At 38.1% G+C, this 13,755-nt stretch carries 9 protein-coding genes; 5 read left to right on the top strand and 4 right to left on the bottom strand.

What is annotated here, in order from left to right; translation table 11 throughout:
- Positions 1–263: 263 nt before the first annotated feature.
- Entirely contained in the window at positions 264–1,676 is a 1,413-nt protein-coding gene (locus V7083_RS04080) for a SpoVR family protein (protein ID WP_335475650.1), read from the bottom strand.
- A 78-nt stretch (positions 1,677–1,754) separates the two neighbouring features.
- Positions 1,755–2,732 (bottom strand): M14 family zinc carboxypeptidase, encoded by a 978-nt coding sequence (locus V7083_RS04075; RefSeq protein WP_335475648.1) that lies wholly within the window; start codon positions 2,730–2,732, stop codon positions 1,755–1,757.
- A 127-nt stretch (positions 2,733–2,859) separates the two neighbouring features.
- Between V7083_RS04075 and V7083_RS04070 the strand changes: the two genes are divergently transcribed.
- Complete coding sequence (locus V7083_RS04070; RefSeq protein WP_335475646.1) at positions 2,860–3,114, top strand: YhdB family protein; 255 nt, start codon at positions 2,860–2,862, stop codon at positions 3,112–3,114.
- 108 nt (positions 3,115–3,222) lie between these two features.
- Here V7083_RS04070 and V7083_RS04065 read toward each other — a convergent pair whose 3' ends face one another.
- Together V7083_RS04065 and V7083_RS04060 are read right to left on the bottom strand one after the other, a co-directional pair.
- A complete protein-coding gene (locus V7083_RS04065; RefSeq protein WP_335475644.1) occupies positions 3,223–4,962 on the bottom strand; it encodes a phospho-sugar mutase in 1,740 nt (579 codons plus the stop codon).
- A 169-nt stretch (positions 4,963–5,131) separates the two neighbouring features.
- The gene (locus tag V7083_RS04060; RefSeq protein ID WP_335475642.1) at positions 5,132–8,161 is read right to left on the bottom strand and encodes an efflux RND transporter permease subunit; all 3,030 of its coding nucleotides are present in this window, start codon (positions 8,159–8,161) and stop codon (positions 5,132–5,134) included.
- 194 nt (positions 8,162–8,355) lie between these two features.
- On the opposite strand from V7083_RS04060, the gene V7083_RS04055 reads away from it, so the two are divergent.
- From V7083_RS04055 to V7083_RS04040, 4 genes are all read left to right on the top strand, one after another.
- Positions 8,356–10,716, top strand: a complete 2,361-nt coding sequence (locus V7083_RS04055; RefSeq protein ID WP_335475640.1) for a hypothetical protein — start codon at positions 8,356–8,358, stop codon at positions 10,714–10,716.
- Positions 10,713–11,639, top strand: a complete 927-nt coding sequence (locus V7083_RS04050) for an ABC transporter ATP-binding protein (protein ID WP_335475638.1) — start codon at positions 10,713–10,715, stop codon at positions 11,637–11,639. Before V7083_RS04055 ends, V7083_RS04050 begins: the two co-directional genes overlap by 4 nt.
- Before the next feature lie 2 nt (positions 11,640–11,641).
- On the top strand, positions 11,642–12,481 hold the full coding sequence (locus V7083_RS04045; RefSeq protein WP_335475636.1) for an ABC transporter permease: 840 nt from the start codon (positions 11,642–11,644) through the stop codon (positions 12,479–12,481).
- Positions 12,482–12,493: 12 nt separating this feature from the next.
- The coding region (locus tag V7083_RS04040; protein WP_335475634.1) for a hypothetical protein at positions 12,494–13,755 on the top strand (1,262 nt) is incomplete at its 3' end.

Below are 13,755 nucleotides of genomic sequence, written 5' to 3'. Positions count from 1 at the left end.
AAAGACTGTTCCCCTAGCTCCGGCAGTCAATTTGTCCTTCATATATCTCATGAAAGACTATTCCTCCAGCTCCGGCCTCCAATTTGTCCTTCATACACCTCATGAAAGACTGTTCCTCCAGCTCCGGCCTCCAATTTGTCCTTCATACATCTCATGAAAGACTGTTCCTACAGCTCTGGCTCCCAACTTGTTCTTAAACCTTATCTTAGAGAAATCAGAAAATAAAAGGGCTATCCGCGCAAGGGGGGATAGCCTTTTTTATCTTATAAATATTTACGATGAACTGCCTTACCATCGTAAGAATAGAGCATATTCCTTTCCTCAATGACTGTTTCCATGTGAACGGGTCTGCCCCATAACTGATGTATATATGGCAGTACTTTTTCCAGGTATTTCACATCCAGTTCAACGCCTTCAAACCAATGTTTTAAATATAATTCTCCATTCTTCATATAGTCACCATCATTGACGGTAATGTAAGGGAATCCGCCATTGACACGCATGTTGACCAATTGATCACGTATGTGCTCCCATTGTTTATCCACGACCTTGTAATCCCGGCCTTGCTTTTGGAATAAATACATATCCTCACGCATGACTAAATCCTTGGTTAAATAATTGCGCAGAAATGAGATATCGGATTCGATTTCTCGTACTTCGAAAAGTTTCTCCCGTCCAGAATTAGGTTTCACTCCGCGCCTTTTCATTTCCTCCGTAGGATTATTATAACGTTCTTCTATATCTTCCAGTATTTTCAGACCAAGGTAATAGGGATTAATTCCGGTCTTAGAAGGCTGCACCACACCTGCGTTTAATTTTGCAAATTCAATAGCCTCTCCGCTTGTTAAATTCATTTCACGTAAGATTCTTTGATGCCAGAATGACGCCCAGCCTTCGTTCATGATTTTAGTCTCAAGCTGTGGCCAAAAATAAAGCATTTCCTCACGCATCATCGTTAATATATCGCGTTGCCAATCTTCCAGCTCTCTGCTGTACGATTCAATAAATAATAATATATCCTTTTCTGGCCGAGGCGGAAATTTCTTTCTTTTTGCCGGCTTTTTGTCTTTCTTATCTTTATCATCTAGCTTCCAAAGATCATCATATGGTGTAGCTGAACGCGGATTCTCATTCTCTTCTTCTTCATCCTCCAGGGACCATGTTAATTTGGGTCTCATCAAGGAAGGATCGATATGCTCATCTATGGATAATACCGCATCTAGGAATCGTTCCACTTCCTTTTTCCCATACTGGATTTCATATTGATGAATTCGTTCTGCTGTCGCTGACATGCTTTCCACCATATCACGTTTCGTATTTTGAAAACGAACATTGTTTTTGAAAAAATCACAGTGGGCTAATACGTGGGCGACTATAAGTTTGTTTTGGATTAATGTGTTAGAGTCCAATAAAAAGGCATAGCATGGATTTGAGTTAATAACTAATTCGTAAATTTTGCTAAGTCCCAAATCATAGTGAAGTTTCATTTTGTGGAATTGCTTTCCAAAGCTCCAGTGTGAAAACCGGGTTGGCATACCATAGGCTCCAAAGGTATAAATAATTTCTGCGGGACAAATTTCATAACGCATTGGATAAAAATCGAGGCCAAAGCCGGTAGCAATTTCAGTAATCTCTTTGATGGCGTAATCAAGCGCTTTTTGGTCTTCCCCATTCATCAGCCATTCCCCCTTTTCCTCTTAACACAATGTATGAGGAAAATTCACGAATGATGAAACAAGATGATAGGAAACTTCTTATGGCGAAAGTTTTCTTGCCTCTTCTGCCAGGGTTAAACCGACTAATTTATTACGTTTCCATTCTGATAAAAACACAGATAAGGGCGGACTTGTCTCTCCGACTAAATAGCTTATTTCAATGGTCATGGCTGGTCTATGGTACTTGGTTATAAACCAATCAGTAAATCCGCCACCGACTGCTTCATAATTAGGTTTAGACAATTTATAACCCGTAATCCTGGAGATTTTTTTAGCAATGAAATAATCGCGGAAGGTTTGTCTTCCATTATGGTAATGCCAAAAGATTTCTCTTCCTGCCGTATGATAGGCAACAGCAATAGATGGATTAATTTCCTTTATAAAATTTGTTAAAGCCCTTACTTCGTTGGCTTCTAGTGGTTTGATTCCCTTATAGTACTGGTAGTACGAATGGGATGGACCTGCGTCTAACTGCTTCCAACCAGCAGGGTATTGCCTATTTAAATCTATTCCGGTTCCATTAGCTTTCCACCTGTTAAAACGTCTTAATCCATCATTCATTACTTGTAACCTTCTTTGATGAGCTATTGGAAATTCGCTTAACCTATTCTGTTGAATCGTTACACCATCAGGATTAAGCATGGGAATAAACCAAATTGATACTTCATCAAGAATATCTGTAGAGACCGATCCGACCTTATCTCCTTTACTATAGGCAGAGGCATATGTTTCAAGCATTTTCATTAAGATCATACTGGTCAGCCATTCTCGCCCGTGATGAGCACCGATACATACAATTTGTTTCTTCCCTTCTCCCAGTTTGGCTGCCCAAATTTCCCTTCCAAAATGACTAGAACCTATTGATTTTACCTCAATATTGTATTTACCCTTTATTTTCGCAAGGTCTCGTTCCATTACATCAAATGTATAAGGCTTATTGAATTTGACTATGTTAGCTTCTGCTACTTCTGTTGAAAATAAAGTAAAAATCAGTAATAAAACAAATGGTCTAATCATAAATTCCTCCAAAATATACAGGTAAAAGTTGAAAACCGCTTAACAAGTGGGTGACAACATTTTCTGTGAAAGTTCTTTCGAGAATGTCATACAATAATCACAACTCCTAATAAGGAGGAGAGATTAAATGAACAAATGGGATTATGATCGTGCGTTGTATTATACACACCGATCAGAATGGGATAATTTGCTAATATTAATGGTTCGAACATCAGACCATTTTTTATCAAAAAAAATTGAGCATTTCCTGCATGCTTATAATTTTGAACGCGACTATTCTGTTATCGAAAAGAAACTTTACAGCCTACTTCGTTACATTGACCATGCTAACGAAAACATCGACACCGATCCGGATGAGTTACCGATGTATAGTCTTTCCTAAACTGACAAGTGAATACCAAAATTGCTGTGGCACTTTTTAACAACCGGGCCTATAGAATTCCACCAAAAAAACACACGGCTTGAATAAAGCCGTGTGTTTCTATGTTCCTTATTGTTGAACCTCTTGTAATTTTCGCTCTACGAGATCCATAAAATCCTTTTCAATTTCCTGCAGCTTATTTTTACTATTCTCAAGACTATTACTGTTAACGCCAAAGTAAAATTTAACTTTTGGTTCCGTACCTGATGGTCTTAGACATACCCAAGTTCCGTCCTCGAAGATATATTTTAAAACATTGGATTTGGGTAGATCAATTTTTTCTTCGCTATTTGCTGTTTTACGAATACTGGTCAAGTAATCTTCAGCAATGGCTGTGTTTAATGTCCCCAGCTTTTCCAGTGAATCATTTCGGAATGAAGTCAAGAGGCGCTGAATCAATTCTGCTCCCTCTTTTCCTTTTAGCGTTAAAGAGCGGAGCCCTTCTTGGTAAAAGCCGTATTTTTCAAATACTTGCATCAACCCTTCATAAAGCGACATTCCCTGCTGCTTATAGAAAGCACAAACCTCTGTTGCCAATAGAGCAGCTTGGAGAGCATCTTTATCTCTAGCAAAATCCTTGATTAAATAGCCGTAGGATTCTTCATATCCAAATAAGAACGTCTGGCTGCTCGTTTCTTCATATAGTTTAATTTTTTCAGCGATAAACTTAAATCCAGTTAATACATCAACGGTTTCCAATTCGAATGCAGTAGCGATTTTCCGCCCTAATTCAGATGTTACAATCGTTTTACATACAGCTCCATTTTGTGGCAAGGTGCCTTTTTTCTTTTTCTGAGAAAGAATGTAGTCGAGCAGTAAAGCACCAGTTTGATTACCTGTTAGCACGACATACTCTCCCTCAGGATTTAGAACAGCTATGCCTAAACGGTCAGCATCAGGATCTGTCGCAATTAAAAGGTCAGCTCCCACTTGTTTACCGTCACGGATGGCTAATTCAAACGCTGCGTGCTCTTCTGGATTCGGACTTTTCACTGTTGAAAACTCAGGATCCGGCCTTTCTTGTTCTTTAACTACAGTAACATTGTCATATCCTAATGCGGCAAAAGCAGCTCTTAACGGCTTGTTTGCGGTTCCATGTAAGGGTGTAAACACAACCTTTAAATCTGTTTCCTTGGCAAGGTTCGGATTTTCAGATACTGTTTTTAATTTTTCAATATATTCTTGATCAATTTCAGAGCCGATCGTCTTGATTAATCCCTTGGCACGTAAAGCTTCTTCACTTTCAACTTCAATCAATAGTTCATTCTTAAAAGAATTAACCTTCTCAATCACTATATCGGCTTCTTTAGGAGGCAGCTGTCCCCCATCTGAACCGTATACCTTGTAACCATTATATTCAGGAGGATTATGACTAGCTGTAACCACAATTCCAGAAAATGCATGTAGATGTCTTAAAGCAAATGATAATTCCGGTGTTGGTCTTAGCTCATCAAATACATATGTTTGAATGCCTCTTGTTGCCAAAGTTTTGGCTGCTTCCATGGCAAATTCCGGAGATTTATGGCGTGAGTCAAACGCAATAACCACTCCGCGTTTTTTTGCTTCTTCCCCATGGTCTTCTATGTATGAGGCCAAACCAGCTGAAGCTTTCCGGACGGTATAAATGTTCATACGGTTCGTGCCTACACCGATTTCTCCACGCATTCCTCCGGTACCAAACTCTAAATTTTTATAAAACGCTTCTTCCAAGATCTTATCATCATGTTTCATCTTTTCTAAAAGAGCTTTTAATTCTCCATCTAATTCTGAAAATCGAATCCAACTCTCTGCTGTTTCTTTCCAATCCAAATTTGTTCCCCTCCAAGTTTTCTCATATTTAATATTATTTCTAATGATTCAATTCAACTATTATATTACCGCAAATGGGAAATTTTTAAGAGTAAAAACCAGAAAAAAATGCACATGATTTTTAATAAATTCATGTGCAAGATATTTTCATGACTAAAGCACTAATACATTAAACGGACAAATGGGTAGTTTGGTCTTTCCTCATCCTTTGTTTTTTTGATTTTTTAAAATGAAATAATTCATAAACAACCGGAATGACGACAAGCGTCAATAATGTTGCAATGGCCAAACCGCCAATGACGACAATGGCAAGACTTTGTGACACAAGGTTACCAGTTTCAGCCTTCTTAAATAATAGTGGAGTCATGGCAGAAATGGTCGCCACGGCTGTCATAAGAATCGGCCTCATCCGGATGGCTGCTGCTTCAACCAGCGCATCTCTGATTATCATGGTCTTCTCGTTTTGTTTCACCCTGTCTAAAAGAACAATTGCGTTTGTTACAACTATTCCAATCAGCATTAAAGCACCAAGAAGAGCTGTAATATCAACGGTTATTCTGCTAATTAATAAACCAAGGATCGCTCCGACTGCTGCCAAAGGCAATGAAAACATGATAGAAATCGGCGCACGAATCGTTTTAAAGGTAATGACCATGATTAAGAAAACGATTCCGATTGACACGCCCATAGTGATGAATAAATCTGTGAAATCGTCCGCCTGTTGCGCACTTGCCCCTCCAACCAGTACTTCAACACCATCAGAGAGCTTCAACCCTTTATTGTCCTTTTTATCTCCAAATATCTTTTTGTTTATTTCAGAAGAAATATCGGATAGTTTTTTTGCATCTACTGTAGCAATAATCCGGATATATGGGTCCCCATCCTTATGAAACTGGTTGGACGGTTTTTCTTCGACATGTAAGCTCGCCATATTAGAAATAGGCACCATCCCTGTTGCAGTCATGATCGGGATATTTTTCAAGTCTTCCGGTGATTTAGGGTCTAATACCGGCTCCAAATAAACCATGCTTTGCTGGTCATCTAGATTCATTGTACCTATTGGCGTTTTATTCAGCATAACGGAAAGCTGCTGTGATAATTGAACAGTATTTCCTTTTGCAGGATCAACCTCTAATGAATAAACAGTCTTTTTGTCTTCTTCATTTGTTGCGATTTTTTCAATACCCTTAATGCCTTTAATCGATTCTTTGATTTTTTGAGAAGCTTTTTCTAAGTCCTTTATTTGGTCTCCAACTACATCAATTGTAATTTGCGGGGAACCTGTACTAGTAAGTGATGCGGCACCAGCAGTTAGAGTAGCATTAGAGAATTCATTCTTTTTCGCATTCATTTTTCTGATCACTTTATCAGTATCTTTTTTATTCTTTAGAATAATATTCATCGTTGCTTTTGTAGGAGACCCCACTTCCCCAAATTTCGCGGCATCTGCATTATTACCGAGCAAGGTAAATTCTGTTTTAACCTCTTTTTGCTCTAAGATAAATTTTTCAAGCTCCAAAGTTCCTTCTTTTACTTTTTCAATTGGAGTGTTATTCGGATAGTTCAGCTCTACCGCTACAAACTCAGCCGACGAATTATCGACTGTTCCTTTTGGCATTTTAAAATACACACCGATGGACCCAACGAATAATAATAATGATAAAGTTAACACAACCCATTTATGATTGAGTGACCAAGTTACAAATTTCATAAAACGAATGGATGGTTGATGTTCTTTGAGTTTAGCTTTTCTCAATAAGCCAGAACTCATTAACGGAACGACAGTTAGAGCAACAATTAAGGACGAAAGTAAAGAATAAGTCAACGTTAAGGCAAAAGGCATCAAGAAATCCTGAAGACCGCCATTAACGAGACCAATTGGTAAAAATACTGCAACTGTTGTTAGTGTTGAGGCAGTGATTGCCGAAGATACTTCCTTTGTTGCGTCAATGATCAATTGTACAGAAAACTTTTCATTTTGCATTTTTCGAAAAATGTTTTCAATTACTACAATACTATCATCCACTAAACGTCCAACAGCGACAGCAACTCCTCCCAATGTTAAAATATTTAATGTTACACCGGATCGCGCCAATAAGAACAACGTGAACGCCAGTGATAATGGGATAGAGACAATCGTAATAAATGTTGAGCGAATGTTCCGTAAAAATAACATGATGACGATGGTAGCAAACAATGCGCCCACTAGTACTTCCTTCATCATTGAGGATACTGATTTTTCGACCATATCTGCTGTGGCAAAGATTACGCTTGTTTCGGTTTGATTATATTTCTTGTTTAACTCTTTTGTTGCTTTTCGAAGTGCTTTGCTAATGGTGACGGCATTAGACTGGCTATCCTTTGTAACAATTAAGATTAATCCATCCGATCCGTCAACCCGAGTCAATGTATCTTCCGGTTTATGTACCTCAATTTTAGCAATATCCTTCAGACTTACGCCCGGTATAACATTCAAATTTTTAATTTTATCTTGGCTATCAATATTGCCAATTACTTTAATATTACTATCTTTTCCATGAATTGTTTTTTCGCCAACTGCCACTGCATTATTTTGTCCTTGCAATACAGTCATTACATTCTGCAAAGGAACCTGTTTTTGAGCCAATAGCTCATTATCAACTTTTACTGAGACGTATGAACTGGACATTCCATATGATTGAATGGAAGCAATCCCTTTTATGTCTTTAAAATGTGGAATTATTTTTTCTTGTGCAAGTTTTAAATTCTCTGGAGTTAGACCATCTTTAAAGGTTACTGCTACATCTGCAATTGGGATCATGGAGGTGTTTAATTGAACTATCGTTGGTTTAGATACATTTGTCGGTAATGAAAGGGTACTAATGGATTCCTGGACTTCTTGCTTGGCCTCTTTCATATCAGTTTTAGAATCAAAATTGATATCTATTTTTGAGTACCCATCACCAGTTGTTGAAAAAATATTCTTTTTGCCTTTTACCCCCGCAACAGCTATCTCGATTGGTTTTGTTACTTCTGTTTCCATTGTTTTTGAGTCTGTTCCCTGACCCATTACTACCACGCTTACCTGTGGATTGTCTGCCGATGGCAAAAATTCCATTGGTAACGTAAAATAACTGACAATGCCCATCAACAAAACCAGGACTGTCATTAAACTTATGGCTGCCCTATTTCCTAAGGCCCATTTTGTTATACGTGACATATTCATCCTCCTCTAGTTACTTTTTCCTATAACCAAAAGAATAGTACCATAGAAGTATCAAAAAATGGTAATTTATTGAAAATAAGTTATATAATTGGTTTTTATGTGGCAATTGGAAGTTTTTTTAAAATATTGAAGGGTTTTTTTATTTTATAACGTCTATATAAGGATAGGTTTTTACAGGAGGGGTAAGAGTGGCAAAGAGAATACTTTTTTTATTATTTATCAGTAGTTTTGTTTTACTAGGATTGTTTATACCGGCTGCCCATGCAGCCACAGAAAAAATAAGAATAACCCTTGATGAAGGTTTTGATGGAAAGGTTAAAACTGGGGCAGGATTTCCAGTCCAAGTAACCATTGAAAATACCGGGGCGGATTTTTCCGGAGACTTATTATTTCAATTTTCGCCCACCTATAATTCCAGCGGTTCTCAAGTAGTCCCTGTTGAGTTACCGAAGGATAGTAAAAAAACTTATTCCATTACTTTACCGGGGTCAAATGAGGAATTTTACTACAACGGGCAAAATAAGCGGACGATTTTCTTATATAAAGGAAGCTGGAAGAATGGCAAGGAAATTGATTACATAGGGCCGAAAACATTGAAGCCAAAATTTATTGATCTAGCAAGCACAGTTATTGGTATGTTAAGTGATAGTCCTGATCGATTAAAAGAGTTAAAGGTGCTTCCTAATGTGCAGAATGAAACGATTATTTTAAACGAAACCAATCTTCCGGAAAACGAGTTAGGATTGGAAGCATTGGATTTGTTAATCATTGATGAATTCAAGCTATCGAAGTTAACAAAGTTACAGCGAGAAGCTATTATCGATTGGGTGAAAAGTGGAGGAATATTAATTGCCGGAGGGACACCGAGTGCAAGCCAGTCGTATAGCAGTATTTACTCTATGCTTCCCATGAAGATGGACCAAGAAGATCAGGTTGAAGCAGCTAGTAGTTTTACATCAAACCCTAATGTTGATAAACCCTTTACAAGGTTACCGGTATTCATTGGTGAGGTGGCGAAAGAGTCAAAAACAGAGTTGAAAATCGGCGATAAACCGCTAGTTATTAATAGAAAATTAGGAACCGGTGAAATTTGGCAAACGGCCTTTTCTATCGGTGATGAGCCGTTATCGTCTTGGAAAGGCTATGGGGAATGGTTTTCAACAAATATAGTTCAGCCTAATATAGTGCAACATCAAAATGCAAAGGGATACCAAAATGTATTTGAGATGTTGGCAAATGAATTTGCTGATGTTAACGAGTATTTTCCATCCTCCCAATTCTCAATTGGACAAATTGCTCTGATCCTATTCCTTTATCTATTGGTCGTCGCACCGCTTCTATATTTCTTGTTAAAGAAACTGGATAAACGCGAGCATGCCTGGTGGCTGATAGCTGTCGTTTCAATCGTTTCATCAGCGGGGATATTTGGAGTTGGAGCAAAGGATCGAATCAGCAAACCGCAGTTGAACCAAATGGAGGCCTATATTGCTGGGGATGGTTATTTGACAGGCATTAAGGCAATCACTTTATTATCAAATACGAGTGGAGACTATGAAATCGACTATGGAAATGGGAAGTTCAATGGAGCACCGGTTTCTTTTTCCTACAATCAAAATGAGAATAAGAGAGCCATTCAGGAACTTGGCAAACAGGGAATCATCTTTCCAAATGTCGAATATTGGTCAACAAGATCCTATATTGGATCAGCTACTGTACAGGAAAAGGGGAAGTTTGATTTACAACTTTCCTATGATGGAAAACAATTGTCAGGGGAAATTATCAACAAATTTCCTTATGATTTTGACGATCTAATTCTCTGGTCAGGCGGAGAAAAAATAGATCTGGGTTCTTTAAAGCAAGGTGGAACTATTACCGTAAAGAAAGAATTGAAACAGGACTATTTATCAGCTCCTTATAATTACGGATATAACTATCAGCCGCCTTCATCCAAAGTTCAAATTATGAAGATGAAAAAAGAAAGAATGGAGTCCCTTGTTATTGATTACTTATACGACAATGCTCAAACAGAGAATCAACCGATACTAATGGGTTATACAAAAGATCAAATTCTAAACGTGAACTTGAGCGGTAAACAGTCGATCAATTCGAATTATAGTTTAATCAGCCAGCCTGCAAATATTGAATCCAAGCTTTCAGGTCCATTTACGATTAAGAATGAAATGTTCAATACACATTTAAATGTCGTTCGCGGTAGTATCATTAATGATCGCGGTCCTTCCAAACAGGTAGAGTTGGATGATGGAGAATATGATTATGTGCTTGAATTGCCGAAACAGGTTTTAGGTGGAAAAGCAGTGCTGAAGGAATTAGCCTTCAATGCAAAGTCAGGCAATGTGAGCTTCTCCTTGTTAAACCAAACAACAGGGGATTTCATCCCAATAGATAATACAAAAGTAGTTTTTAAGGAAAATCTTAATCAATATATATCCCCACAAGGAACTATTACTATAAAACTGCTAAAAACCGGACAAGGTAATCCGACTGTGACGTTGCCGACTGTGATTGTAAAGGGGGAAATCCAACCATGATAGAAATCATTGATTTAACCAAAACATATGGAAAGTTTACTGCACTTGATTCCCTAAATCTTTCGATTGAGAAAGGGACCGTTTTTGGGTTTGTTGGCCAAAATGGTGCAGGGAAGTCAACTACATTTTCCATATTGGCAACGCTTTTAGCCCCCACATCGGGAACTGCCTTTATTAACGGCTATAATATTTCTAAAGAATCGAAAGATGTCAGGAGTCAAATTGGCTATATGCCTGACTTCTTCGGTGTCTATGATCAACTAAAGGCCGTAGAATATTTAGATTTTTATGGGGCCAGTTATGGAATTACAGCCAATGAGCGGGCGAAATTAATTCCACAGCTACTTGAGTTAGTCAATTTAAACCATAAACAGGATGACTATGTAGATGTTCTTTCAAGGGGAATGAAACAGAGACTTTGTTTAGCCAGATCACTAATCCACGACCCGGAAGTATTGATACTTGATGAACCGGCTTCTGGTCTGGACCCGCGTGCCAGGGTGGAAATGCGGGAAATCCTTAAGGAACTAAAAACAATGGGAAAAACGATCTTGATTTCCTCTCATATTTTGCCTGAGCTGGCTGAGATGTGTGATGTGATTGGTATTATTGACCAGGGGAAATTGGTTGCCCAGGGAGCCGTCTCTGAGATTCAAATGCGACTACAAGGTGAAAAAGTAATGATAGTAAAGGTTTACCGTGATATTGAAAAAGCGGTACAGTTTTTTGAGGATAATCCGTTAATCAGTCAACTTAAAGTGGAAGAAAATCAAACATTGCAATTTTTGTTTAAAGGGACGGATGAAGATCAATACTTGCTCCTAAAACAAGCATTGCAACATGAGGTCCCGATTATCAGTATGTCGCAACTTGAAGGTAATCTTGAGGATATCTTTATGGAGATTACGAAAGGGGTGGATTAACCATGAAAAACGTCTTATTGAATCCTGTGTTAAATAAAGAATTTAAATTACGATTCCGTTCCATAAAAAGTATTTTGGGTCTATCCTTTTATTTGCTTGCCTTGATTGTCTTAATTATTGGATTCATCTATTTGGAAAGGCAAAATTCCCCGATGGGTCTCTTTCGGCCGGATCAAAGCCGGAATATGTTTATTTTACTATCGTTTATTCAATTAGGGTTAATCTTGTTTATCACACCAGGATTAACCGCTGGTGTAATTAGTGGAGAAAGAGAAAAACAAACCTTGAATATTTTACTGACGACCAATCAAAGTTCAACCAGCATTATTCTTGGGAAGCTGCTTTCCTCGATTTCATATTTATTATTGATGATTGTCGCAAGCTTGCCTGTCTATTGTATCGTCTTCCTATTTGGAGGGATTTCACCGATACAAGTATTAGTCAATCTGGCTTATTATACCTTTACGATTCTTGTTTTTGGCAGTATTGGTATCTTTTTTTCAACGTTGATTCGAAAAACGATTATATCGATGATTTGCACTTATGGAGTGACATTGTTGTTAACGGCCGGCACAGCATTTTTATTTTTAATATCTATGTCCGTTACTCAAATGAATGGAAATTCTCACCCCGGAATGGGTTCGTATTTAATTGCAATGCTTAATCCAGTAATGATTATGTTAAGTTTTCTGGAGCCAACTGTATTCCGTGAACTAACAGATAATATTTCGACCGACCTTCCATTATGGGCAGCAAATGTCCTCTCATTTGGGGTCATTACTCTGGTGATTACCATAATTAGTATTAAAAATCTTCGACCAAGTATGAAAGTTAAACGATAGGGATTTGAGGAAATGGAATATCAAAAACAGTTTATGAAACTATTGTTGCCGATTAAGCATCAGCTTTTGATAGAAAAACTCCTGAGAAATTTGCAAATTGGCATTGTGATGGCGACGGGGTTTTCTGTCATGCTCTTGATAGCAGCACGCATTTGGTTGATTCCCAATTACCGTGAAATCCTCATAACTGTCGATCTATTAATCTTATTATCCGTTATCGTTTACGTGTGGTTCCACCGACCACAATTGATAGATGCGGCGAAGGTCTATAACGACTTTGTGACCGATGATCATGTTAATACAGCACTATCATTTTTAGGTGAACAGGATGAATTAAAGCAATTACAATTGATAGATACAATTTCAAAAATGAAGAAAGAACATGAGCGGGTACTACACAGAAAGAAGCAGCTATTTTTTCCAAAATGGCTGCTAAGTGCTTTTTTATTAGCAATATTGGCTTTGACATTATATACAAATCCGAATTCAACCGTTGAAACAGCCGAACAACGGAAAAGTGAGCAAAAGCTTTTAAAAAAGGCAGAAAAGGCAATCGAAAAACAGGAGAAAAAAGAAACTAATAAAGCAAAAAAAGAAGTGCTAGAGCAGATGAGGGAAGCACTTGCCAAAGCAGAAACCCCGAAAGAAGCATTGCGAGAAATTGAAAAGATGCAAAAAGAACTCGAATTAAAAGCAATAAATGCGGAGAAAAAACAAGAAAAATTAGAACAACTAACAGAACAACTTAAGAATGGCGACTTGAACCAATTAGCAAAATCTTTGCAACAAAAGGACATAGATGCTCTTACCAAGGAACTGCAACGTTTAAATAATGAGAACACTCGCTTATCTGAAAAGCAAAAATCAGCTCTTAGTAAACTTACCGGCACAGAAAAGCCATTAACAGAGAAAGAACTAAAAGAGTTGGCTGGTCAATTAAAGGATGCATTGTCAGTAGAAGGAGAGCTTAACGATTTAGCAGCAGCACAATCGGCCTTACAACAAGGTGCTGCATCGCTAACGAATCAACTCGGGCTCACAAACCAAACGGCTGTTAAATCACCTGGAAATCAATCAACCAATAATAATCAATCAGGAAATCAATCCACATCATCAGGTAATTCCGGGAATAACAGTAATGGAACCACCGCCTCAGGGAGTGGAAATGGGTCGGGAAGTGGAGCAGGGAATGGAAGCGGTAGTGGCTCTGGAAGTGGAAGTGGAAGTGGTAATGGATCAGTAAACGGAAGCGGTTCCGGGGCAGGATTGGGAAT

Source organism: Bacillus sp. JJ1764 (genome assembly GCF_036962145.1).
Taxonomy (GTDB): Bacteria; Bacillota; Bacilli; order Bacillales; family Cytobacillaceae; genus Neobacillus.
Note: the sequence above shows the minus strand (reverse complement) of the source record. Positions and strands in the feature narration are given on the sequence as shown.